Annotated in this window: 26 protein-coding genes; 6 read left to right on the forward strand and 20 right to left on the reverse strand. The window is 49.4% G+C overall.

All coding sequences use genetic code 11. The features are described 5' to 3' along the window. Nucleotide 1: 1 nt before the first annotated feature. The 7 genes from LQ567_RS10875 to LQ567_RS10905 form a co-directional block, all read right to left on the reverse strand. The gene (locus LQ567_RS10875) at nucleotides 2-547 is read right to left on the reverse strand and encodes a cupin domain-containing protein (RefSeq protein WP_231004528.1); all 546 of its coding nucleotides are present in this window, start codon (nucleotides 545-547) and stop codon (nucleotides 2-4) included. Between the two features lie 229 nt (nucleotides 548-776). Next, nucleotides 777-1,250: a GNAT family N-acetyltransferase gene (locus tag LQ567_RS10880; protein ID WP_231004529.1), complete on the reverse strand. Its 474-nt coding sequence runs from the start codon at nucleotides 1,248-1,250 to the stop codon at nucleotides 777-779. 98 nt (nucleotides 1,251-1,348) lie between these two features. Next, the gene (locus tag LQ567_RS10885) at nucleotides 1,349-2,194 is read right to left on the reverse strand and encodes a TapB family protein (RefSeq protein WP_231004530.1); all 846 of its coding nucleotides are present in this window, start codon (nucleotides 2,192-2,194) and stop codon (nucleotides 1,349-1,351) included. A 577-nt stretch (nucleotides 2,195-2,771) separates the two neighbouring features. Beyond that, nucleotides 2,772-5,114 (reverse strand): GH92 family glycosyl hydrolase, encoded by a 2,343-nt coding sequence (locus tag LQ567_RS10890; RefSeq protein ID WP_231004531.1) that lies wholly within the window; start codon nucleotides 5,112-5,114, stop codon nucleotides 2,772-2,774. A gap of 27 nt (nucleotides 5,115-5,141) precedes the next feature. Then, on the reverse strand, nucleotides 5,142-6,020 hold the full coding sequence (locus LQ567_RS10895) for an ROK family protein (RefSeq protein ID WP_231004532.1): 879 nt from the start codon (nucleotides 6,018-6,020) through the stop codon (nucleotides 5,142-5,144). Between the two features lie 25 nt (nucleotides 6,021-6,045). Beyond that, a complete protein-coding gene (locus LQ567_RS10900; RefSeq protein WP_231004533.1) occupies nucleotides 6,046-7,470 on the reverse strand; it encodes a sugar porter family MFS transporter in 1,425 nt (474 codons plus the stop codon). Between the two features lie 19 nt (nucleotides 7,471-7,489). After that, nucleotides 7,490-9,355 (reverse strand): class I mannose-6-phosphate isomerase, encoded by a 1,866-nt coding sequence (locus LQ567_RS10905; protein ID WP_231004534.1) that lies wholly within the window; start codon nucleotides 9,353-9,355, stop codon nucleotides 7,490-7,492. Between the two features lie 649 nt (nucleotides 9,356-10,004). Here LQ567_RS10905 and LQ567_RS10910 point away from each other — a divergent pair. Further along, nucleotides 10,005-10,157, forward strand: a complete 153-nt coding sequence (locus LQ567_RS10910; RefSeq protein WP_231004535.1) for a hypothetical protein — start codon at nucleotides 10,005-10,007, stop codon at nucleotides 10,155-10,157. A 64-nt stretch (nucleotides 10,158-10,221) separates the two neighbouring features. On the opposite strand, the gene LQ567_RS10915 is transcribed toward LQ567_RS10910, so the two are convergent. The 3 genes from LQ567_RS10915 to lipA form a co-directional block, all read right to left on the reverse strand. Beyond that, nucleotides 10,222-10,854: an NAD(P)H-dependent oxidoreductase gene (locus LQ567_RS10915; protein ID WP_231004536.1), complete on the reverse strand. Its 633-nt coding sequence runs from the start codon at nucleotides 10,852-10,854 to the stop codon at nucleotides 10,222-10,224. Between the two features lie 49 nt (nucleotides 10,855-10,903). Beyond that, nucleotides 10,904-11,476, reverse strand: coding sequence for a YceI family protein (locus LQ567_RS10920; RefSeq protein ID WP_231004537.1), 573 nt, complete (start codon nucleotides 11,474-11,476; stop codon nucleotides 10,904-10,906). A gap of 396 nt (nucleotides 11,477-11,872) precedes the next feature. Further along, nucleotides 11,873-12,784 carry a lipoyl synthase gene (gene lipA / locus LQ567_RS10925; RefSeq protein WP_231004538.1) on the reverse strand — a complete coding sequence of 304 codons (912 nt, stop codon included), beginning with the start codon at nucleotides 12,782-12,784 and terminating at the stop codon, nucleotides 11,873-11,875. 294 nt (nucleotides 12,785-13,078) lie between these two features. Here lipA and LQ567_RS10930 point away from each other — a divergent pair, with 294 nt between their 5' ends. Both LQ567_RS10930 and LQ567_RS10935 read left to right on the forward strand, forming a co-directional pair. Continuing rightward, nucleotides 13,079-13,492: an OsmC family protein gene (locus LQ567_RS10930; RefSeq protein ID WP_231004539.1), complete on the forward strand. Its 414-nt coding sequence runs from the start codon at nucleotides 13,079-13,081 to the stop codon at nucleotides 13,490-13,492. A 140-nt stretch (nucleotides 13,493-13,632) separates the two neighbouring features. Then, on the forward strand, nucleotides 13,633-14,484 hold the full coding sequence (locus tag LQ567_RS10935; RefSeq protein ID WP_231004540.1) for a ThuA domain-containing protein: 852 nt from the start codon (nucleotides 13,633-13,635) through the stop codon (nucleotides 14,482-14,484). Nucleotides 14,485-14,557: 73 nt separating this feature from the next. Here the strand turns inward: LQ567_RS10935 and LQ567_RS10940 are convergent, their stop codons facing one another. The 9 genes from LQ567_RS10940 to LQ567_RS10980 form a co-directional block, all read right to left on the reverse strand. Next, the gene (locus tag LQ567_RS10940) at nucleotides 14,558-15,079 is read right to left on the reverse strand and encodes a DinB family protein (protein ID WP_231004541.1); all 522 of its coding nucleotides are present in this window, start codon (nucleotides 15,077-15,079) and stop codon (nucleotides 14,558-14,560) included. A 225-nt stretch (nucleotides 15,080-15,304) separates the two neighbouring features. Then, complete coding sequence (locus LQ567_RS10945) at nucleotides 15,305-15,739, reverse strand: VOC family protein (RefSeq protein ID WP_231004542.1); 435 nt, start codon at nucleotides 15,737-15,739, stop codon at nucleotides 15,305-15,307. 117 nt (nucleotides 15,740-15,856) lie between these two features. Next, nucleotides 15,857-16,294: an SRPBCC family protein gene (locus tag LQ567_RS10950; protein WP_231004543.1), complete on the reverse strand. Its 438-nt coding sequence runs from the start codon at nucleotides 16,292-16,294 to the stop codon at nucleotides 15,857-15,859. Nucleotides 16,295-16,343: 49 nt separating this feature from the next. Next, nucleotides 16,344-17,210, reverse strand: coding sequence for a VOC family protein (locus tag LQ567_RS10955; protein ID WP_231004544.1), 867 nt, complete (start codon nucleotides 17,208-17,210; stop codon nucleotides 16,344-16,346). A 33-nt stretch (nucleotides 17,211-17,243) separates the two neighbouring features. Beyond that, nucleotides 17,244-17,642 (reverse strand): iron chaperone, encoded by a 399-nt coding sequence (locus LQ567_RS10960; RefSeq protein WP_231004545.1) that lies wholly within the window; start codon nucleotides 17,640-17,642, stop codon nucleotides 17,244-17,246. A gap of 15 nt (nucleotides 17,643-17,657) precedes the next feature. Beyond that, nucleotides 17,658-17,945, reverse strand: a complete 288-nt coding sequence (locus tag LQ567_RS10965) for an RNA polymerase alpha subunit C-terminal domain-containing protein (protein WP_231004546.1) — start codon at nucleotides 17,943-17,945, stop codon at nucleotides 17,658-17,660. A 9-nt stretch (nucleotides 17,946-17,954) separates the two neighbouring features. Beyond that, entirely contained in the window at nucleotides 17,955-18,482 is a 528-nt protein-coding gene (locus tag LQ567_RS10970; RefSeq protein WP_231004547.1) for a DinB family protein, read from the reverse strand. A 38-nt stretch (nucleotides 18,483-18,520) separates the two neighbouring features. Further along, nucleotides 18,521-18,739: a hypothetical protein gene (locus tag LQ567_RS10975; protein ID WP_231004548.1), complete on the reverse strand. Its 219-nt coding sequence runs from the start codon at nucleotides 18,737-18,739 to the stop codon at nucleotides 18,521-18,523. After that, nucleotides 18,739-19,314: a dihydrofolate reductase family protein gene (locus LQ567_RS10980; protein ID WP_231004549.1), complete on the reverse strand. Its 576-nt coding sequence runs from the start codon at nucleotides 19,312-19,314 to the stop codon at nucleotides 18,739-18,741. The genes LQ567_RS10975 and LQ567_RS10980 overlap by 1 nt, the downstream gene beginning before the upstream one ends. Before the next feature lie 138 nt (nucleotides 19,315-19,452). Between LQ567_RS10980 and LQ567_RS10985 the strand changes: the two genes are divergently transcribed. Continuing rightward, complete coding sequence (locus LQ567_RS10985) at nucleotides 19,453-20,427, forward strand: GlxA family transcriptional regulator (protein ID WP_231004550.1); 975 nt, start codon at nucleotides 19,453-19,455, stop codon at nucleotides 20,425-20,427. A 3-nt stretch (nucleotides 20,428-20,430) separates the two neighbouring features. On the opposite strand, the gene LQ567_RS10990 is transcribed toward LQ567_RS10985, so the two are convergent. Next, nucleotides 20,431-21,309, reverse strand: coding sequence for an alpha/beta fold hydrolase (locus LQ567_RS10990; protein ID WP_231004551.1), 879 nt, complete (start codon nucleotides 21,307-21,309; stop codon nucleotides 20,431-20,433). A 116-nt stretch (nucleotides 21,310-21,425) separates the two neighbouring features. Here LQ567_RS10990 and LQ567_RS10995 point away from each other — a divergent pair, with 116 nt between their 5' ends. Both LQ567_RS10995 and LQ567_RS11000 read left to right on the forward strand, forming a co-directional pair. After that, nucleotides 21,426-22,322 (forward strand): aspartyl protease family protein, encoded by an 897-nt coding sequence (locus tag LQ567_RS10995; RefSeq protein ID WP_231004552.1) that lies wholly within the window; start codon nucleotides 21,426-21,428, stop codon nucleotides 22,320-22,322. A gap of 224 nt (nucleotides 22,323-22,546) precedes the next feature. Beyond that, nucleotides 22,547-23,989: an RtcB family protein gene (locus LQ567_RS11000; protein ID WP_231004553.1), complete on the forward strand. Its 1,443-nt coding sequence runs from the start codon at nucleotides 22,547-22,549 to the stop codon at nucleotides 23,987-23,989. The last annotated feature ends 160 nt before the right edge of the window (nucleotides 23,990-24,149 follow it).

The following is a 24,149-nucleotide window of genomic DNA, read 5'->3' on the forward strand; positions in this document are numbered from 1 at the left end:
CCTATGTATGACTACAATACCGGTTTACCAGTTTTTTCTGAAGGCCCGAAATTCCGGCAATAAAATTTAATAACCCAAAAAAAGGAATCATCAGGGCTCCGGCTCCGGCAGGGCGCATATCGCTTATTTTGGAAACCACGGCCAATGCCAGCAGGCTTTTGGGGATGCCTTTTTTATCTGTTTTACGGTCACCGGCCAATCCGTACAGGATCCGCAAGGCATTTTCAAAACCTTCAGATCCGGGAAGTACCACGGTGGTAAAAACGACCGGCTCCGGAGATACATTGGAAAAGCGGTGCCACTGGCCGGGCGCCACGGTTAATTTTTGCCCGGCACCCAGTACCAGGGTTTCCTTCTTCATCGTAATGGTCAATGCCCCCGTAACCACGATAAAGGTTTCCGAAAAATTGCGGTGATAATGCAGCGGTGTGCCCCCACCCGGCATTAGGGTCACCTGTAATGTAGTGATCCGCCCATTGGTGGTTCTGGCCGTTTGGGTAAAAGTTACCTGGTCTTTAATAACCGGATTTATAATTGTCCGTTCCATATAAAGGGTTAAAATGATTTAAATAAAGCAGTACACCCTTTCAGGTGCTGTTGGTTGCGTACCCGGTAGCGAAACTATCACAAGCCGCAATATCTTCAAAAGCCGGTCGACATAAGCAGCAGATTCCATACAAACAACCCCCAAGGTCGACCAATGTGCAGGTGCATCTTTGTTTACCCCATCAGGTCTGCAGTCAACCAAAAAGGATACACGGCCTTCTTCCGGCCGGTTACCGGAAAAGCGCCTTCTCCATTACAACGATGTTCCGGTTTCCCATCACCATCCGCTCCAATGCCATCCAGCCAAGCCTCGTGTAAAGTGCTTCCGCCGTGTGGGTAAACAAATGTATTTTTTCGAGGCCCAGGTTCCGGCAATGGCCGTGTATATAATTACATAAAGCAGCTCCATATCCCCGGCCTCTTTCGGAGGGCAGGGTATATACCAGGGCCAGCCAGTTTTTATAGATCTTCAAATGCGGCACGTGGTCCAGTAATCCTACATGTTCGTAAATGCCACCGGTGGCAACAGGTGTTCCGTTCAGCAGCAGCAATACCTGGAAGGGTATTTTACCTGCTACCATGGTCATGAGTCGCTCCTGCGTGTGTTCAGCCGGAATCTGCCACTCTGAAAAATACCAGCCGGCGATCAGCTTTAATGATTGCTGATCATCCGGCTGTACTATTTTAAATGCAATGCTGTTCATTTATTTATTAAGCTGCTGTATATATCCGTTGATTGCAGCCGCATATGCGGCGATCGCCTTCTTGTACAAAACGGCCTTTATGCAGCCATCCAATGGTATTATTCAATCTTTTGTAATGTGGTAGTAGACGCTGTATTGGTAACGATCTTTTTGATTTCACCGGTAGGCAGTGGGATCATCGATACCAACGTGGCAGCCGATTCCTGTTTTACCATGCCCACACCGTGCGCCATCCAAACGGTGATCTTTTCACTGCCGTTGGCGGTTTCCTCTTTGCTTTCGACCTTTGACGTGATCTTGGTGATCACTTCATAAGAAAATTTATTACATACAAAGCTGCCGGCCGGCACCTTAATGGTTTCAACTGTTCCGGATCCGGGCGCCTGTCCGATCTCCTGCCTGGAAGATCCGAATTTACCGTTATTGGTATATTCAATAAGCTGCTCCTGCGCCAGGGGGCCATCTACGGTGATGACACTGCCCTCCTTTAATGCATTCTGCATGATCAGATACGCAGGGTATCCGGACACCGCGGCCTTGGTTACTTTTATATTGGGCATTTTGCCGAACAGTTCCACATATTTATACCAGGCATCGGGCACTTTTATTTCAGTATAGGTTTTACCATTCAGGGTAAAAATTTTGTTGTCCATTGTCAGGGAAGAATCTTTGAATTGTACTACGGCGTGCAGGTTATATACGGCAATACCCGAAGAATCCTTACTGCCGGAGATATTTTGCGTAACCGTACCTGTAGTCCCTCCGTCGCTTTCTACTTTGTAAATAAATTTTTTATTCCTTGCGGGGATAAAGTTGCCTGCTTTTTCCGGATTTTTAGGGTCATCGATATCGCTGCTGTCCGGTTCGCAGCCGGTGCAGAGGACGGCCGCCAACAATACGGCCATTGCCGGCCTGCTGATGTTGTTCATTAATTTGTTGTACATGATGATAAATTTATTTGGGAGGCAAATGTATCTACGGTGCATCGTCCTGTAAAAACAAGGCGATGAATACGGCCGTTTGCCGTCAGACAACCGTTTTGGCCGACGATCTCATGTTTTATGCTGCTGCCTTTGCGATGATTGCAGATGTTTGTGCGCTTTGCAATTAAATTTTTAACCGCAAGGTGCGCAAGGTTTTTCGCAAGGCACGCGAGAGTATTATCAGATATTGCGTCCTGTTCTGTCGCGTCCTTCGCGGATGCTTTGCGGACATTGCGGTTAAATGCTACATCACCAGGTACGCTAAAGAAATTTTCATTATTCTGGTTCCCGTTGCAGATACTTGGTACGCTTTGTGATTAAATTTTTAACCGCCATTTTTCGCAAGGCACGCGAGGGTATTATCATATCAGTGCTTCCTGTTCTGTTGCGTCCTTTGCGGACTTTGCGGTCAAATCCTAAACCGCCAGGTGCGCAAGGTTTTTCGCAAGGCCCGCGAGGGTATTATCATATCAATGCTTCCCGTTCTGTTGCGTCCTTTGCGGATGCTTTGCGGACTTTGCGGTTAAATGCTACCACTCTAGTATTGGTTACAGGGGCGGCTGCCCATTTCCAGTACCAGCTTTCCGCCTTTTACCAGTTGTTGCCAGGGCACAAAAGGCCTATGCAGTTTTTGCTGATTGAGCGCTATAGATTGCAGATAGATATGGCTGCTGTCGTTATGTTTTGTTTCAATAATAAAATCGCCACCGCTATAAAACTGTGGGCTAAGCCGGATGGTTATTTTATCAAACAGCGGGCTACCGATACCCATTTGTGTATGGGGACCGGTTAGTCCTTTGATATCAAACAAGCCGATGGAGGCCATTACAAACCAGGCACCCAGCTGGCCCTGGTCTTCATCCTGGCCAAAGCCATACCCATGCACACCCTCCGTACCATAAAACTGGTTGCAGATAGCCCGCACCCATTTTTGCGTAAGCGATGGCCTTCCGGAAAAATTAAACAGCCAGGAAACATGCAGGTTCGGCTGGTTGCCATGATTGTAAATGCCGCCCACACCTGCAAAGGCATCAATGGTTGCACCGCCGCCAAACAAGGATTTTTGCGAAACCGTGAAAATACTGTCTAACCGGTTATTGAAGGTTTGTGCGCCCATTTTCCGCACCAGCGCCTCTATATCATGTGGCACAAAATACGTGTATTGCCAGGCGTTACCTTCCTGAAACCCGCGCCAGGGCTGCGACGGATCAAAGGGTTCAACAAACCGGCCGTTTGCCAGCCGGGGCCTTACCAGCTTTAACTGCGGATCGTAGACCTTTTCCCAGGCTTTTGATAAACGCATCAGGGTATCCTGGTCGTTTTTCTTTCCCAGCATCCGGGCCCATTGGCCTACGGCATAACTGCTGAAAGCATATTCCAGCGTGTGCGAAACCGAGAACTGCCACAGCTCGCTGCTGCCGCTGCCCGAATCCAGGTGATTGACGTATCCGTACCTGCGGAACCGGTCCAGGTCCATTTTTCCAGCGCCGAAGGGCCGGTTCCTCCATTCCAGCTCATTCTTCCGTGCCGCCTCATAGGCCAGCGCCACATCAAAATCCCGGATGCCGGCCATATAGGCTGCTGCAAAAACAAGTCCCACAAAATTGGTTCCCACACCCGAAACGTAACGGCTGTTTGCAATGCCGTCTCCCAGCCAACCGGCATCCTTATAAACCAGTAACTGGCTTTTAATAAAATCTGAATAATATTCCGGGTATACCAGTGCCCAAAGCTGCGCCAGGTTCCAGTAAATACCCCATACCGCGTCCGTGTTGTAATGCTGGTGCAGCGGCCGGCCATTTTTATCCAGCGGGATCTGCCCGGTGGTGCCGTCATTTTTTGGATAAGCACCGTTTACATCACTGGCAAGCCCCCTTCCTAATACCGCATGATAAAGGCCTGTATAAAACTTCACCAGGTCGGCCTTGCGCCGGCCCTCTGCTTCAATCCGGCCCAGGCAGGCATTCCAGGTTTGTTTTGATTGTGCCCGGGCCTGGTCAAATGAAAGCCGGGATGCTTCCGCTTGCAGGTTCAGCCGCGCATTTTCAACCGATGTATATGACAAGCCGGCCTTGATGGTTACCGCCTCCTGTGCTTTTGTGGAAAAACCAAGATAGATGCCGGCGCCTTTTCCTTTTGCCTCTTTTACAGCTGCATGTATCGCCGTTCCGTTGAAAGCACCACAGGCACTGTATGCCTTATCAATCACCGCAGAAAAGTAAAGGGTCACCGATGCGCCGGGCTGATACTTTTGAATATACGCGGGCAGGGTGGTTACCCAACCTTCAATACGGCCATCCGGCAACACACGCACCTCGGCGTCCTTTACGGGTCCGCTTTCCCCCTGCTGGTTACCAATGTCAAAAAGGAGGTATGCCTGTTCTGCTGCAGGAAAGGTATAGCGATGAAAGGCCACCCTTTTGGTAGCCGTTAGTTCCGCCCGTATATGATAGTCTTTAAGCCACACAGAATAATAGCCCGCCGTACTGATCTCGTCCTTACGGTTGAAGCGCGACCGGTAGCCGCTATCCGGGGCTTCCAGTTTTCCCGGCACCGTTTGTAATGCCCCTGTAATGGGTGCAAACACAATACCCCCGATCTGGAACTCATGAAAGTTTGGAAAGCCCTCGATGGAACTGTCCCGGTAATCATAGCCTGTTGCCTCCCAGCCGCTGGCATTCCCGTAGCTTCCGTTGGTAGCGGGCCCGGGCTTTGCCATCCCAAAGGGAAGCGCACCGGGCGCATAATGAAACCAGCGGCAGTGCGCCGTACCAATGCCCGGATCTACAAACTGCGTAAAATCTTTTTGAGCATCCGCATGATTGCCCCATAAAAAAAATAGGATGGTTACATAAACCGGAAGCAAAATTGAATGCCGCACTTTTAAACCATTTATATAAAAAAAAAGTTACCTGCCTGCAATTTGCCGGCGATGCCAGCTTCCTGCGGCACCATACAATGCAGCAGTTTCTCCCAATATCGACCGTTTTACTTCCACGAAGGGAAAGCGTTTGTGCAGTACCTGTTCCATTTCCTGTTGAAAGGCCTCGTAAGCACCGGTAATATTTCCGCCGATCACCACGGCTTCCGCCGGGTTCATTTCAATGAAGCATCCTAAAAAGGTGCCCAGGTTCTTACCAAACTCTTTAAACAGCACGGGTATTCTTGTATCTGCCGCTGCATGTGCCGCAATTTCTTTTACCCCTTTGAGCACGGTTCCGGATACGGCTGCATACTGTTGTACAAACCACCTTGTACACAGGTAATCTTCAGCAATACCCTCCCGGAACGGATGTTGCCACAAATCGGCATTTTCAGCAATACCATGTTCGTAAAATGCAGAACCCAGACCTGTGCCTAACGTAATCCCTACCACTTTATCAAAGCCACTTGAGGCGGCGCCGGCAAAGATCTCTCCCTGCAGAAAACAGGCTGCATCGTTTTTAATAAAAAGCTGTTGCGGATCTGTACCCAGTTGCGCAGCAAGCAGTTGTTTTATGTTGAGCCCGTACAGCGCTTCGTATTTTCCCTGAGCCGTCATCAGACTTACTCCGCCCTGGTAATCGAACGGCCCCGGCATGGCAATGCAAATTTTAGATACCGTAGCCTCCTGCATCGCTGCTTTCATGCAGGTACTCCAGGTAAGCACAACTGCTGCTGCCGCTGCACCCGAGTCTACCGGCGTTCGCACCAGGGATGACTCCAGCAGGTGCCGTTTTTCCACATCGATCAGTGCCGCCGTAATATGCGTTCCGCCGATATCAACCGCCAGTACAAGGTTATTCATTGTTTTCTGGAATGCGTTATTTTATCTATTGAATCGTTGATGTTTCGTTCTTTTGCAGCTCCGGAAGGGAAGCATCTCCGTTCCATTCAGCCTCGATCTGTTCCAGTGATTTCCCCTTGGTTTCCGGAAGCAGCCGGTACACGGTAATGAATGCAATGATACCAAAAACAGCAAAGATCCAGAACGTGCCTCCGGTACCCACTGCTTTTAAAAGTATGGGCGTTAATTGCCCCACAATAGTATCGGCGATCCACATCACCATAATACTGATGGCCATCGCCCTTCCCCGGATCTTACCCGGGAAGATCTCTGCCGCCACCACAAATTTCAGCGGCCCGATCGAAAAGGCAAAACAGGCAAGAAAGGCCATTACACAGATCAGTAACCATACCGTAGCAGTAGCACCTGTTGCAAAGCACAGGCCCGTTAAGAAAAGCGCAATGGTGGCTCCTGCCGTACCCCAAAGATACAGCGGCCGCCGTCCGGCACTATCCACCTTCCACATGGCCACCAGGGTAAAGATCATATTGGCAAATCCAAAGATCACCTGACTTAACAGCGAATTACTTAATGATACCCCGGCATTACTTAAAATACTGGGACCATAATAAATGATGGCATTGATGCCACTGAATTGCGAAAACAGCGGAAGCAGTATCCCCAGCAGCAATGCTTTTCTCCAGCGCGGCGCAAACAGTTCGCGGTACGAGCCTTCGGCACCCGCGCCTTGAGCCTGCGGGTCTGCACGCACTTCATCACCCGGTGAAATAGCGCTGATGATCGCCCGGCCTTCTTCGGTTCTCCCCTGCTGTATCAGCCAGCGGGGACTTTCCGGCACCAGGAACAAACCCAATAAAAACAGGATGGCAGGTATGGCCCCCAACCCCAGCATTGCCCGCCATACTTCTGCTCCAAAGAGCACATCCGTCCAATGGCCCGATCCGGTTAACGGACGACCGGCGGCGCTGTTTACCAATGCGGCATTGCTCAGGTACGCAATAAGAATGCCCAGGGTAAGCGCAAACTGGTAAAACGTAACCAACCGGCCGCGGATCTTCGCCGGCGCTATTTCTGAAATATAGAGCGGTACTACATTTGAAGCCAGCCCGATACCTACACCGCCAAGAAAGCGGAATACGATGACCCCGGTTAAAGAAGGCATTGCGGCACAACCCAGCGCCGATAAAAAAAAGAGCAGTGCTGCAATAAACAACGGTTTTTTCCGGCCCCACCGGTCACTCAGTTCGCCGGAAACAGCCACCCCCGCAATACAGCCGATCAGCGCCACAGACACAAACCATCCCTCTTCAAAGGCCGAAAGCGAGAATTGTTTTTGCAGGAATGGTAATACCCCCGAAACCACGGCCATATCAAATCCGAAAAGAAAGCCGCCCAGGGAGGCCACAAAGGTGATGGTAAGAATGGAAGCTCGTTTAGTAAATGCTGGCATTGGCTGGAATTAGATGTTTCTATATGGTTTTATTCACGTTCGTAATGGATGCCGGTTCATAACGTTCATCAGCACCCGGCTTTAAATGATCGATGGACGCTTTTATAAATACCCGCACCATCCTGGCCCGCTGTGTTCCGTTATTGATCACCGTATATTGTTTTGCAGCTTCGGGAATGACAAATGTTTCCGCATAATGAAATACCTGTTCCGTTCCTGCTACCTGAACGGTTACGGAGGTTCCCTCCACCAGCATCAGCACATTGCAGCTTTCATCTGTTGTAAATGAAATACGGGAATCAAATTCCACGCGGTGCACATCGTAAAAGTGATGGGGATGCGTGGGCAGGTGATAGATCTCCCAGTCATCCCCATTGGATATCAAACGGGGATGGGCAATCAGTTCCTTTACTACGTCTGTTCCCTGATAATTAAAGCGCAGGTTCTTAAACGCATGCTCGATATTGATGGCGCGGGGGTCGCCGTTGAGATCCACCTGCAGCCAGTCATACATTTTAAAAGTGAAAATATACGGCGTGGAACTGATTTCCAATACCAGGTTGTTGGCGCCCGAACTGTGAACGGTGCCATTCGGAATCAGGAAAAGATCATGCTTATGTGCCTTATGCACCTGTACGAATTCCTCCACCGGAACCGGCACCTGGTTCCGGTGACTGTTTTCCAGCGCCTCCCGGAACACTTCCGGTTCAATGCCTTCCCGGAAACCCAGGTACACTTTTGCATCCTCCTGGCAGTCCAGGATATAATAGGTTTCATCCTGCGTAATATGCTCGCCAAAATGTTGCCGGATATAAGACAGGCGCGGATGACACTGGATGGATAGATTGCCCCCCTTCCAGGTATCCAGGAAATCGAACCGGATGGGAAATTCATCTCCAAAAAAACCGGCATGACGCCCGAGCACCGAAGTCCCGTTCCAGAGCATCAGGAAATCAAAGGCCAGTTCCAGCAAATAGCCGTCGCTTTCAAAAACGATCCCGTTCTCCGGCACGATCAGTTCAAAAGACCAGGCGTAGTTCACTTCTTCCGGATTCAATCCCGGTATCCGGTCCTTCATCCACTGTCCGCCCCATGCCCCCGGTTCAAACCAGGGTCGCACACGGAAGCTGCTTTGAGCCAGGTAACCGAAAGCCTCACGGATATCGGCCGATAACGCCCAGCTTAGGGTATCGTTCCATTGAACGTCTCCCAAAACAGCAATACGGCTGAGAATATTTTTCTTATGTGCGTTGTATACAACCCAGTCAACAAAATAAAAGCGTTTGTACATGGCAGCAGGAAGCGCAGGTTCTGTTGCTCCCAGGTTGGTAATGGCCCCGGCCCGCATGCGGTATTGAATTTCATTTTTGGGTACATCCAGATAAATCACCGGTGCCTCCCAACCGCATAAGGCTGCGCCCGCGCCCAACACCAGGGTACAATCGGCAGTATCATCGGCACTGATGGCGGTTAAACGGTCCATATCAAAAAAGTCGGCCAGGGCGTGCGTACAGCGTGTTCCCCAAACCGCATCGCTGGCTCCCAGGAAGGGACGCACCAATGCATCCATCTCAGCTTCAGGTTTTAAATAATCGCCTGCAAAGATCCAGTGCACCCGTACTCCTTTTTCCCGGAATATGGTATTCAACGATTGATATACCGTATCCCAAAGTACCCCGCTATAACCGTCGATCACTATTTTTTTCTCGCTGAGGATCCAATCTGCAAGGGAGCGGTATCCCTCATGGATCTTATTGCCGCCCAGTGCGTGAAAAGGATAAATGGAATAAGCATCCGTATCAACGCCGGTACGGGCCAATCGTTGCGGCATCAATGGTTGCCCGCTCTTCCGGAATGATTGCGGAACACTTTTTCTGGTTTCCATACGCGTCTGAGTAAGTTCAGTCATAATCAATATATTGCTGTTTGCCGCCCGGGTACGTTATCTGTTTACCTGCAACCGTTCCTGATCTCCATCCTATGGCGCGCAACCCGAAAACAGCGTGCATTAAAAATAATGCAAACCGGGCAGTCTTCATTATTTTAGGAGTAAATGTACATACATTTAAACATATAATGAAATCTTTCCGGATTTTATCATGTAGCCACACCGTTATGTATGCTGCCGCCCAGCGCCGGAGCTGGAACATTTTTGCAGCTGCCCCGCACCTGTACCCGTTTCCTCACCAGAAACGCCTATCTTTAAAAAAATGTTTTCTATGTGGGATGTACCCGATCTGTTGTACAGGATACCTTCGCTGATGACCGGCACTGCTGCTGTTGCGGTGTTTATTACAAGAAGAAACCCAGACAGTAACCTGTACGCCTGACCGATTTCCACTTATCCTGTTATTATCATGCTCACCCTGATCCTTATTATCCTGGTTTTTGTTATCGTTGGAGGATATACCCAACGCAATAAAAAATAGCACCTGCTGTTTTGATACCGTGTATTTAAGCGCGTTATTACTTCCGGCTCCACTTTCCCTCCCCGCCTGCCCATCCGTTGTAAGGATACTGCTGGCTACCTGTCCATGATGGCTTACGATCCGGTTGCAGATATATCCGTGATCTTCTTGTTGCCTTACCGGGACCTGAGCAGTAAGGACCGGTTTGAGCTATGCCTGAAGGCGTTGGCCAGGGCCGGTTTGGCCGCCCGTATAGCGCTGGGGCTCACGGGTCAATAACTAAAACACAAAGCCTGGTACCGGAAAACCGGACCAGGCTTTTCTTACCACAAACACCTACAACTTAGTTGAGTTCTGTAACGAACTGTGCTTTATCTTTTCTGACCTTCGTTAAATTTACCAGCCAGTCTTTCTCCGTATCCCGGTATCCCAGGGCTATGATTACGGCGCTCCGTAATCCTTTTTCTCTTAAACCCAGTATTGCGTCCAGCCGTTCCGGATCAAAGCCCTCCATCGGCGTGCCGTCCACACCTTCTGCTGCTGCCGCTACAATGGTTACGCCCAGTGAAAGATAGGCCTGCCGGGCCGCATGTGCATAGCCCCTGTCCTGGTCCATACGTCCAAAATTATTCATCAACGACTGGCGCTGCCGCTCCAGCCGCTCCGGATCGCCGCCTCTTTTTGCTGCGGTATGCGCAATAAATGCGTCAATACGTTCCGGTGTATAGCCATCCCAGGCCGCAAACACCAGCAAGTGCGAGCAACCCGTAATCTGCGGCTGATCGAAGGCTGCCGGCCGGATCTTTTCTTTTAATGCCTGGTTGCTGATCACAATGATTTCAAAGGGCTGCAATCCATTGGAAGAAGGCGCCAGCCGGGCCGCTTCCAGGATGCGGTCTATTTTTTCCTGCGGGATCTGCTGCCCGTTCATCGCCTTGGTGGCATACCGCCAGTTCAGCTGTTCAATGATTTCCATCGTGTTTATTTTTTGAGGATCCTAAAAAATGTAACGGTCCGTTACCGTTTTATTGCTGCGGCTGCAACTCCAGGAAAATGGTTACATCCACATCCTTTGCTACTGCAGTTCCGGTTGGGTCAAACGGAATGTGGTAATCAAAACGGTTGATCCGGAACGCGGTCTGAAACCCGATCACTTCTTTTCCCATCTGGTTCTTTGTGCGGCCCCCATAAGTGGCCTCCAGCACTACCGGTTTTGTTACATCTTTAATGGTCAGGTTGCCGCTCAGCTGGTACTTGTTCCCGGCTTTCTTTTTAAAGCCGGTACTTACAAATTTCATTTCAGGAAACTGCTCCACATCAAAAAAATCGGCAGTTTTCAGGTGCTTATCGCGTGGCGCAACGCCCGTATTGACGCTGGATGTTTGTACGGTGAACTGGATCCTGGCATCGGTAAAATCTGCCTTGGCGGCCTGAAGTGTGCCCTGGAACTGATCAAATTTTCCGGCAACAAAACTGATGCCCATATGCTTAATGGTAAAGTTGATGGACGAATGCATGGGGTCTGCCGACCAGGTGGTTTGGGCCCATAACTGGATAGTGAATATTGAAAGCCCGAGGAATAAGAAAACTTTTTTCATCTGTTGATAATTTTTTAAGAACATATACTGCTTTTCAAATGCAGGTGCAAAGCAACCACAAGTGCTGGTATTAAAAAATAACCTAGATTAAGTGGCGGCCCGAAAGACCGTTCTTTGGGAAACCATTAAGAAATGAAGTGGCATGAAGCCCGCTAAAATCTTAATGTCCCTTAATATCTTAATGGTTTTAAAAAAAAAGCGCGCCCCCCAAAAACAACCAGGATCAAGAGGCAATCAAAAAAAGTTCTTCAGGTACTCATTAAGCAACCATTAAGAAATGAAGTGGTATGAAGCGCAGTTAAAATCTTAATGTCCCTTAATATCTTAATGGCTCCAAAACAAAAGCCACCAGGATCATTCCCGGCGGCCTTATTATTTAATTATATTACCGAACGGCTATCCCACCATCCGCTTGCTTTCCTCCCACTGTATCCGGCCCAGGCCCGGATGTACATGGCGGTCGCTATGATAGGAAGAACGTACCAGGGGCCCGCTTTCCACATAGTCCAGTCCCATTTCATAACCGGCATCCTTGTAAAACGCAAATTCGTCCGGATGCACGAAGCGCTGTACCGGCAGGTGTTTGGGTGTAGGTTGCAGGTATTGGCCAATGGTTACCACGTCGCAACCGTTGTCTTTCAGGTTCCGCAGGGTTTGCAGTACTTCTTCCCTGGTTTCACCCAATCCCAGCATAATGCCGCTCTTGGTGCGGGCGCCGCCTTCTTTCAGGGTCCGGATCACCTCCATGCTGCGCCAGTATTTGGCCTGGATACGCACCTGTTTGGTCAGCCGCTCTACGGTTTCAATATTGTGGGAGATCACTTCCGGAGCTGCTTCCAGCACCGTCTGGATATCTTCTTTTTTCCCCTTAAAATCGGGGATCAGGGTTTCCAGGGTTGTTTCGGGATTCAGTGCTTTTACCGCCCGGATGGTATTGAACCAGATCGAGGCTCCTCCATCCTTCAGTTCATCCCGGTCTACCGACGTAATCACCGCGTGTTTTACCTTCATCAGGTAAATAGCTTCGGCCACCCGTTGCGGTTCATCATAATCTACCGCCTCCGGGCGTCCGGTGGCCACGGCGCAAAATCCGCAGCTGCGGGTGCAGATATTTCCCAGGATCATAAAGGTGGCGGTTCCCTCTCCCCAGCACTCGCCCATATTCGGGCAGTTACCACTTTCACAAATCGTATGCAGCTTATGTTTATCCACCAGACCGCGCACATGCTTATAGCTCTCGCCAATCGGCAGTTTTACACGCAGCCAGTCGGGCTTCTTAATCTTCGTTGTTACCGGTAATTCGATCATGACGCGAAAATACTACAATTTATGCTCACTATTTTTCATTTGGGGCTGTGCACTTCAGAACACAACCCGGCTGCGGTTCCCGCTGCTCCGGGCTACGGCCCCGGGCCTGCCGGGGCTAAACCCTGCGCATCGGGCAGCCCATCTACTAACAACAGGTGGCAGCAATTTGTTCATGCCCCGGTAACTGGTTCGGCTTGCAACACCCTGGTTGGGCGCAACTTGCAGTTGTACCCGGTTATTTTATCGCCCCCGGCGATTTCAAAAAAACTATCTTTACCTTCAAATCAATCAACAATGACTTCGGAAGTTTTATACAACGGCGATTTACGTACGACCTGTACCCACTTAAAGAGCGGATCGCATTTTGAAACAGATGCCCCTACCGATAACAACGGCAAAGGTGAACGGTTTTCTCCTACAGACCTGCTGGCTACCAGCCTTGCGGCCTGTATGATCACCGTAATGGGCATCAAAGCCCGTACCATGGACTTTGACCTGAACGATGTAAAAATTGAAGTACTGAAGAAAATGGCGGCCGATCCCCGGCGGGTAAGCGGTATCGATCTGAAGGTACATATCCCGGAAAACCTCGCCGTGATCGATGCCAAAACCATCGATATCCTGAAGCGGACGGGTTACACCTGCCCTGTGGCCAAAAGCCTGCACCCGGATATTGAGGTAAATATCGAGTGGGGCGCCTGGGGTTGAGATTGGAGATTCCAGATTTGAGATTCGAGATATGAGATTTGAGATGCGGAACCGGAGAGCCAGGAGATCCATTACTGTTTTAGATCCATGGTTATAGTCTGCATCCTGTTGGTTTTATTTCCCCGCGATTGACCGAGCAAATGAAAACGATTCAAAGACTTTTTCTCTTTCTTTTTGCGACCCTGGGGGTTATTCATCAATGCCCGGCACAACAAGATCAGCCTGCATTTAAGGTAATCGCTTTTTTTACGGCCCGGAATGACCCGGCACATATCAGTTTTGTGCACGAGGCCAACAAGTGGTTCCCGGCAATGGCACTGAAATATCATTTCCGGTACGATTCCACCAATAACTGGAATAACCTCAATGATACATTTCTTGCCCGGTATCAGGTTGTACTCTTCCTCGATACCCGGCCCGAAACGCCGGAGCAGCGAAAAGCGTTTGAAACTTACATGCAGCGGGGAGGCGGCTGGATGGGTTTTCATTTTGCCGCATTTGCCCTGCCGGGATCAGCCGTTCCCGATAACTGGCCCTGGTACCACAACCAGTTCCTGGGCTCCGGTAATTATGTAAGCAACACCTGGCGCCCGACTGCCGCCGTTTTAAAAGCGGAATTGAAAAAACACCCGGCGTTAAAGGGAATACCGGCCTCATTCCGCACCGCGCCCAATGAATGGTACCGCTGGCAACACGACCTCCGGAAAAATCCGGACATTGATATTCTCTTGTCCATCGATTCCAGCAGCTTTCCGCTGGGCACGGGTCCCAAACCGCAGGAGATATGGCACAGCGGATATTACCCGGTGGTATGGAGCAATAAAAAATATCGTATGATGTATTTTAACATGGGACATAACGATATCGATTATGAACACCATACCAACCAGGAATTATCGTTTACATTTACAAACCCCGTACAAAATCAGCTGGTGCTGAATACGCTGCTTTGGCTGGGTGGCCAAGGCAACCAAGGAGGCAAAGCCCAATAACCGGCTTGCTGCCGCAGCCTGCTTACCGGACGGTCTGCCCCCCGGGGTCACCCGGTACCGGGATAACGACCGGTTAATAGTTAATACTTTCGTCGATATCGTATTTCATTCCCGGGTAATCCAGGATCCGGCGCATCAAACCGATCTGGCCAAACAGGTAATCCTCACGTCCGATGCACATACCCACCATATTCAGCTTGTTTTCCTCAACAAACCCCACGCCCATACCAAAGGGATAGGCTTCGTTTAACTCCGCATCGGTTACCGTTTGCAATTTTTGAAAAACCAGGGGGGATATTTTATGCCATTCTTCTTTCAATGCCGTAAGGGAAGGATAGCTTGCCGCAGGATCCAGGGCCTTTGCATCCTTAAACAGCTGTTCATTCGGATCCTTATCGGCCATCCCCAGGATATTGGCCAGCCAATACCGGCAGTTTACCAAATTGCCGGCCATCCATACAATATGGTTGGTACGGTCTTCGATCCGTTTTAAAGCATCGGCCTCGCTAATGCCGTCAATTGCATTATTGAACTGCTGCGTATGCATCCGGTAGGCAGGTATAATCAACTGCAACCGGCTAACTGTTGTTTCCATGTGTTGTTGTTTTTAAAATTGAAGGATCCGGCACGCTTCAGCGTTCAGCATTTAGCGTTCAATGCCGTTTCCTTAGTGATTTTTATGGTTGCCACAGATTGCGCCTGTGGCGCTTTTCTGTGACATTGTTGCTGTTAACGCGGATACCAAATCTGCGCATCTGCGGCTTTAAAGAAACGACATCGATTTAGAATTTAGCGTTCGGCCTTTAGCATTTACCATTATCTATTTACTTTCCTGGCGGGCCGAATAATTGATCATCCAGTACACGCCGAACTGATCCTGGAAGCTTCCGAAATAATCGCCCCAGAACTGATCCGCCATGGGCATTTCTACCGTTCCGCCCTGGGATAACGCACCAAACAAACGATCGGCTTCCTCCCGGCTTTCGGGGAAAATAGAAATATAATTATTGTTGCCCACTGTCAGCTTGTGGCCCATTGAAGGAACGATATCTGAGGCCATCAGCAGATCGCCGCCAACAGGAAGTGCCACGTGCATCACCCGCCTTTTCTCATCTTCCGGCAGATTTTCGGTACCCGGAGCATCGCCCATGCGCATTACGCCCCCAACGAACTCCCCGCCAAAAACGGATTTGTAAAAATTGAACGCCTCTTCAGCTGTTCCGTCAAAATTTAAATAAGGATTTAATTTTGCCATTTTATGTTGTTTTTTTATTGAGATATCAGAATTGAGAATTGAGAATTGAGATTCCAGAATTGAGATTTGAGATTCCAGCCCCGAAACTTCGGGGGAGGATTTGGAAATGAGCGCCTGTTACTGTTCGGCCAGCGTTCTTACGGTTTCGAGCCCTTTCATGAATCCGTTATCCATCATTTCCTTGTACTTCGGATCTACGTCTACCAACACCTCAAGCGTGGTGATGCCGCCTTCCTCTTTCAGGTAGTACCGTTCCAGGGAACCGGCCCATTCTTTTATGGCGTCGCTGGTGGTATCCTCCACGCCGTTCTCAATAGAACCGAGATGCTCAAACACCAGTTCCTCCGGCGCCTGGATACTACGGATGGTACTCACCATTCCATTACCCTTTCCATCCAGGAAACGGGTACGTCCTGCTACCTTCCAATCAGATTCCATGGTAGAGCCCGGCGTAAAAGCCGCGGTCCATTGCTGGTAGGTACCGGTATTCCATAGGATATCCCACACCTTTTGTGCAGGTGCGTCAATTTGCTGTTTATACGAATAGGTTTCCATAACATTTATTTTATTTGGTTTATGTGTATCATCACTACAGGCCGGTGTACTAAGACTTATCGCCCTTGTAAGCGGCTTCCAGCGCGGCAATATCCAGCTTTTTCATTTTCATCAGGGCCTGCATCATACGCCCGGAAGCCTCCTGGTTACCGGCTGCCATTAACCGGCCCAATTGGGCAGGAATGATCTGCCAGCTCAAACCGAATTTGTCTTTTAACCAGCCACACTGGCTTTCTGCGCCGCCATCTGCAATCAATGCATTCCAGTAGTGGTCAATTTCTTCCTGCGTATCGCATTCCACTACCAGTGAAATGCCCTCATTAAAATTAAAAGGATGCGCCAGCGAGCTGTCCATCGCCCCAAGGGTATAACCGCTGATGTGGAACTGGGCATGTTGCACATTACCGGCGGTATCGCCGCCGCCCTCCGCGTATTCCATAATACCCTCCGTTTTTGAACCAGGGAACAGTTCCGTATAAAGGCCGATCGCTTCTTTTGCGCGTCCGTTCTGTTTGTTGATGAACATCAGCGTTGGCGTAAAATACTGGGTGGTGTCTCCCCGTTCCCCGGTAAATAGTTGCCAGGATACCCCGTACTTATCCTGCACCCAGCCATACTTTTTGCTAAAGGGGTATGCATTCAGCGGCATCAGGGCAAAGCCGCCATTGATCAGTTCGTTGTATAACCGTTCTGTTTCTTTTTCGTCCTCATTTGCAATCAGGAAAGATACAGACGGGTTGGGTGTAAATACGGGGCCTCCGTTCAGCAGCATCAGCTTCTGACCACCACACTCAATCGTTACCACCATGCCGGAGTCTGCGCTGATCCTTGTATCCGGAAAAATACCGGAATAAAATGTGGCGGCTTCTTTGCCGTTTGCATCAAACCAAATACAAGGGTAAATTAACTGGATCATGACTTTTATCGTTTTAGTGATGAGTTGTTTTTATTACTGTTTCTTTTTGCCGGCTTCCGCCTTTTTCATTGCTGCTTTTGCAGCCGCAGCCTTTACCCGGTATGCGGTCATTTCCCGGATCAGTTTTTTGGGCAGGGCCGCATCCAGGGGAAACTGCACCGCGCCTTTTGAAGTTTTATATGCCGCCAGCCGGTCTGCAAATGCAAGGATCGGCGCTCCTGTAGGATAAAAACCGATATGCTTTTCGTAGGCCGCATAATATACCAGTACCTCGCTTGTTTTAATCGCCGGCATATTATAACTGATCACCTCCACCGCGTTTTTTGGAGCCGCCGCTTTTACGATCTCCCGCATTTCCTCCAGCTTCTTTTTCTGGATGCCGGAGAACGCCGCGATATATGCTTCTACCGTTGTAAATTTTGTAGTGATCATATAGTCCTGTTTTAATCAGTTCCTGAATGTTAATCCGGATGCATCCAGGGCCGCTTTTAAAACCGGCATGGAAGTGGGGCCAATGCCATGCAGCGCCAGGATCTCTTTTTCTGTATGCTGTGCCAGTGCGGCCACAGTACCAATGCCGGCATGTTCCAGTGCCCGCCGCGCCGGAGCTCCCAGCCGGGAAAGAAAACCGCTCTGTGGCTTTTTCTCCTGCTCGCATAGGGGGCACACCGGGCAATCGCTGCTCTTATAATAACGATGCCCTTTGTCGCAGATTCTTAACGTGCCTTTTGCCATAACGATTGATTATTGCTGGTTAAAATACGGCTGCATTTGTTGTAACTGACGCGTATGCCTCCGCAAATGATAGTCGGCGAACAATACCCACTCCAGGCCGGTGAGGTCACCAATGGTTGGGAACGGTACACCCGCACAAAGCATCAGCAGGTCTTCTTCACGGATCCGGGCGCCGAGCGATTCACGGATCTCTTTTAATGCCTTTAACAATTGCGTTCTGTCTATCGGTTCATCTGAAGGCACCACCACCGCCGGAGCTTTTGCTTTCCGTTCAAAATTTAAAAATATCTCCCGCAGCAACGGCTCATGCGCATCCGGGGCACGTTCGGATGTTGCTTTCGGAACGGACAGTGCACTTTTTGTACCATTTAAAAATTTCAATACATGATCGCCCACCTGTGCCGGCGACCAGCTGCCTTCAAACGGAGCCTGGTTAAACACCTCCGGGGAAAAAGATTCCAGAAGGTTCGTAAAATGATCGGCTGCCGCTGTAAAATCCCGGAGCAATTCCGTTGTATCGTTTGTTATTGTTTGCATAAAAAATAATTTAATGAATGGTTTGGGAAGTATCATTCTTAATTTAAAATATCTGCACGATACCCCTTTAACTTCAATGAAAAATGTACCCGCCGGATATCGATCGGCTGCCGGGATTCAATCCGCAGGATCCGGTCACAATCTTCCAGGTCAAAATTAATTTTCGACCGGGGAAAGACGCGTTTGAGGTTCCTCACCAGCATCCTTGCCGTAGCCTTATCGAAAACATTGGTTCTAAAAATCTCGATCCGTTTCATCACCTGGGTTTAACGCGGTTTTCGTGAACAGTTTTATAATGCAGGCGAACGATCCCCGATGGAAATGTTCGTGCCTCCAGCAATTGTAAAGCCGTTGGATCCACGTCCTTAAAAAAGGGTTTGCCCCTGCCCAGCAACTGCGGATCCAGCAACAGGATATATTCATCAATGAGTTGCAGTTCCTGCAGCGCCATACTTACCGATCCGCTGCCCAGCACCACGATATCTTTTTTTGCGGTTTCTTTTATGGCACGGACCGTATCCCTGTTGAGCACGTTGTGAAAAGAACTATGCGGCCAGTGGCTGCTGTTAACCGTTGTTGAAAAGGAATGTTTCGCCGTTTCATTCATATACGCTGCCACCTCCGGATACGCTGCCGCGGCACCAGGCGTGGGCCAGAAGGCCTCCATCATTTTAAACGTTACGCGTCCGAATAAAAGGGTATCCGCAATATGCAGCGCCGAAAGGTTTGCCGCTTCCAGCTCCGGGTCGCTGGTAAACCAATCGGTTTCTCCATTGGGACCGGAAAAGATACCATCTACAGAAATCCAGTTAAAGACAAAAATCCGGCTCATATATATCCGTTTTTAGTGCTTCCTTTTCCATACAAACCTACAACAGTCATGCGCATTTGCCGATATGCAAATACGACAATATCTGGGGTTGATTACGACATTCTTCTCTTTTATCTTTGCAGAGCTAAAAAATATGAAATGAAAAAAGTTGTCATTCTCCTGTTAAAGGGCGCTAACCTTTCCAGCATCGAAAACCCAAGACAGGGTTTCGAAGAAGCCAATCAATACCTCATCGCCAATGGCCGCCAGCCGTTGTTTCAGGTACAGCTTGCTGCCGCAGAACCAAAAGTGCAGTTAAACAACGGGCTCTACGAGGTGCAGGCGCAGCTCCTTGTTAGTGAAATATACCATGCAGACCTTATCCTTGTACCTGCATTACAGGAGCCCATCATCCGGTATGTGCAGGAAAACCGGGGCATCATTCCCTGGCTGGTAGAACAGTACCGGGCAGGTGCGGAAATTGCCAGTCTTTGCATGGGCGCTTTTTTACTGGCCGGCACCGGGCTGCTGAATAATAAAAGCTGTGTTACCCATTGGAAGGCCAGCAATGATTTTGCCCGGCTCTTTCCGGAAGTGAACCTGGTGGCCGACAAGATCCTCACTGATGAAAACGGCGTGTATACCAGCAGCGGCGCCTTTTCCGCTTCCAACCTGGTACTGTACCTCATTGAAAAATATGCCGGCCGTGATGTGGCCATTTATTGCTCCAAATATTTCCAGATCGATATCCAGCGCAGCAGCCAATCTCCCTTCATTATTTTTTCCGGCATGCGCGATCATGGCGACGATGCCATCCGGGAGGCACAGGAATATATCGAACAAAACTTTGAAGAACGCCTGCCCGTTGATGTGCTTTGTGAACGTTTTGCAATGGGCCGCCGCACCTTTGAACGGCGCTTTAAAAAAGCAACCACCAATACGGTGGTAGAATACATCCAGCGGGTAAAGATCGAGGCCGCAAAAAAACTGCTGGAACAGGGCCGCAAAACCATACAGGAGGCCATGTATCATGTAGGCTACAACGATGTAAAAGCATTCCGGGATGTGTTTAAACGCATCACGGGCATGACTCCGGTAGATTATAAACTCAAATACGAAAAAATACTGGTATAACCATTAATGACGCCGGTGCCGGTAGGGTTTCCGGAAAAAGGCCTCTACCCTCCGGTTAAAGGTCCGGCTATGGTCTACCAGGGTAGCATGCCCGGAGTTGGGTACAATCCACAATTCCCCCCTGCGGATATTGGCTGCAATCTGCCGGGTATGCGCTACCGGAATCAGGTCGTTATCGCCTCCGATGATCAGCGAGGGGCACTGGATCTTCCGCAGCTCTTTTAATGCAATATTGGGTTGTTCATAGTCCAGCATAAACACCTTATAATCGTTTTGCTCTTTTTCATCGGTAAGCGGCATCCGTTTCTGCCAGGCGTTATAATCCCGCACACCATCCCGCCACACATCGGGCCTTAGCCCCAGGGAATCGGCCCACAGGTTGGCACCCGTACTGGCCAGTTTGATCACTTTTTCCGGATGGCGCATCGCCAGTTCCAGCGCAATAATGCCTCCATCGCTCCAGCCCAGTACGTAGGCGGAAGAAATATGCATGGCAGACAATAAGGCGCTGTAGTCATCCGCCATCATTTCAAAGCTGAGCGAATCCGATGGATCCACCGAACGTCCATGTGCCCGGCTATCGGCAAGGATCACTTTATATTTTTTTGAAAAATACGGAAGGTTGTTGGCAAAAGCGCTCATATCGCCCCCGTTTCCATGAATCATCAGCAAGGGCTGGCCCTGGCCATATACCTCTGTATACATACGGAATCCCCTGATGGTATAGTATTTTCCAACGGCGTCATTATAGCCGTAGGTAGCCACCCTTAACTGTCCGCAACCCAGCATCAATAATCCTGTTACCCATAAAAGGACTCCCGCAATTCCATGTTTCATACCGTCCTGTTCCGTGTTTTTATCTGCTTCTAAAGGTAAGTGCATTCACCGGTTTATACAGCAAAAGTCCCGTGCAATTTTCAGCAACACGGTGGCCGCCCTCCAACCCGTTATTAAAAGCAAGGCTGCTTTGCCCTATCTTTACGCCAGAAGCTATGTTGATGCGTTTCATAAAAACAACCTTATTGGCACCCGCGCTGCTCTTCCTGCTTGCAGCCGGAGCACAGGAGCAAACACTCCGGTTTCCTTTTCAGCTAACGGCACAAAATAATTTGTCGGTTCCCGTCCTGATAAACGGTGCCGACAGCCTGTTCCTGATGTTTCACCTTGCGGCAGATGCAGTAACATTAACAGCGGAGACGACACGAAAGATCCATTCCGTCCGGTTTGAAACCACCGATAGTGTTTCAAGCTGGGGCGGCACCGGAAATGCATCCCGCTTTAGCAGCAACAACCGGTTGCAGATCGGCGATCATACCTGGGAGCATCTTCCGGTATGGGAGGATCAGTACTCCGGAAAGGGAACCGACGGAAAGTTCGGGCCGCACCTCTTTAATAAAAAAGCCGTGCGCATCGACTTTGATAAAAAACAAATCACCATTGATGATCGCTTCCCCGTGGATGGTTATAAAAAATTCAAACTGATCCATAAAAGCGGAATGCTGTTTATTGAAGCGGGGCTCCGTATGGGCGGCAAAACCTATCTTAACCAATACCTGCTGCATACCGGTTATTCTGGCGACCTGTTACTGGACGATGCCTTTGTAATGGAAAATCATTTAAATAAAACACTAAAAGTGACGGAGACAAAAGCACTAAAAGATGCTTTTGGCAATATCGTAAAAGTGCAGAAAGCCGTTGCTCCACAGCTCACAATCGGTCCGTTCCGCTTCAACAATGTACCGGTGGGTTTCTTTGAAGGAAAACTGGGCGCCCAGCAAATGAGCTTTATGGGTGGAGATCTTCTAAAACGGTTCAACCTCATTATTGACGCGGAAAGACAATTTATTTATCTCAAACCCAACACCCTGCAACACACTGTTTTTTTTAAAGGATAAAAAGCAGGGTTACTTTTTTTCTGCAACCGTATTAATGCCCGCTATGCGTGTCAAATAATTACATATCACCTGTTTTTTGCGATCCTCCACGGCGGAGCGTTTTGTGTATCGCATTCTTTCATTTTAAAATATTATTTTTTGGCTGTGCAAATAGATTGCACTGTTATGATTGAAATTTGCATTTTAATCATAAAGCAAATCCTTTCTTATTTAAAAACACTTTCATGAGTAAATTAAAAATAACCGGAAAAGAATTAAGACAACTGGGATACCCCGAAGGTCCGGTGATCAGTATTACGATGAACCTGGTGCAGAAGCACTATAAATATGCCTCCAAAGACGCGGTTTTTACGATTTTAAAAACCGTATTGCAAACTCCTTCGGATTTTGTATCCGATGCCGTGCTGGCTCCTGTTGCCGCGCAGCTGCTGCCGCCACCGCCCAAAGAAGAAGACGGAACAGCGGTATCATTGAACCAGTCCGGCATTGCCTTTAATATTTTCGGGCGCGAACATATTGAAGAAGGCGCCCTTGCCCAGATGTATACGGCGGCAAAACTGCCGGTTTCCGTTGCCGGTGCCCTGATGCCCGATGCGCACTATGGCTATGGGTTGCCCATTGGCGGGGTACTGGCTACACGAAACGCGGTAATCCCCTACGGTGTGGGGGTAGACATCGGCTGCCGGATGTGCCTGAGCCTTTTCGATATCGATCCAAAGGAACTCACCAACCGCACCCATTATTTTGTACGGGAACTGAATGAAGCTACGTTATTTGGCAGCGGGGCCCAGTTTACAAAAGCAGAAAACCATGCTGTAATGGACCACGAGGCGTTTCAGCAACTGCCCTTTTTAAAAGAGCTGCATGGCCGCGCCTGGAAACAACTGGGAAGCAGCGGAAGCGGTAATCATTTCGCGGAATTTGGCGTGGTGGAGATCCATGAGCAGGATGCCGTATTGGGGGTGGCTCCCGGGCGGTACCTGGGATTATTGTCGCATTCCGGCTCGCGGGCATTGGGAGCCGCCATTGCCGGTCATTATACAAAGATTGCCATCAGCAAAAGGCGGCTGCCGCAGGATGCTAAAAACCTCGCCTGGCTGGATCTGAATGAACAGGAAGGACAGGAATACTGGCTGGCGATGAACCTGGCCGGCGACTATGCATCGGCCTGCCACCATATCATTCATGCAAAGATTGCCAAACAGCTGGGACGTAAACCGCTGAAAATGGTGGAGAACCATCACAACTTCGCGTGGAAGGAAATGCTGGATGGCGAAGAAGTAATCGTACACCGGAAAGGGGCCACACCCGCAGGGAAAGACGTGCTCGGCATCATTCCGGGCAGCATGACCGCGGCAGGATTTATTGTAAAAGGCCGGGGCGAGGCAGCCGCTGTAAACTCAGCATCGCATGGTGCCGGCCGCAAAATGAGTCGCAGCAAGGCCTTACAAAGCATCACGGATGCGGATCTGAAAAAAGAGCTCGCTAAACATGGCGTAACGCTGATCAGTGCCGGTTTGGATGAAGCCCCCTTTGCGTATAAAGACATCGAAGTGGTAATGAAAAGCCAGCGGGCATTGGTAGACGTGGTTGGAACATTTACGCCGAAAATTGTGAAAATGGCCGGCGATAAGATCAAAAAATGGCAAGAGAAAGGAGCAGATTGAGGTGATACCCGGTGCGGCTTGTTGTGTTGATGCTTCTTGCTGTTTAAAATGTAAACGCAAAGGCCGCAAGGAATACGCAAGGGGCGCTATTATAATTATTGATGCATTGGCGCACTTTGCGAAACCCTTGCGTTCATCGCGGTAAAAAATAAACGGCGAA

It is taken from the genome of Niabella pedocola, assembly GCF_021044425.1.
Taxonomy (GTDB): domain Bacteria; phylum Bacteroidota; class Bacteroidia; order Chitinophagales; family Chitinophagaceae; genus Niabella; species Niabella pedocola.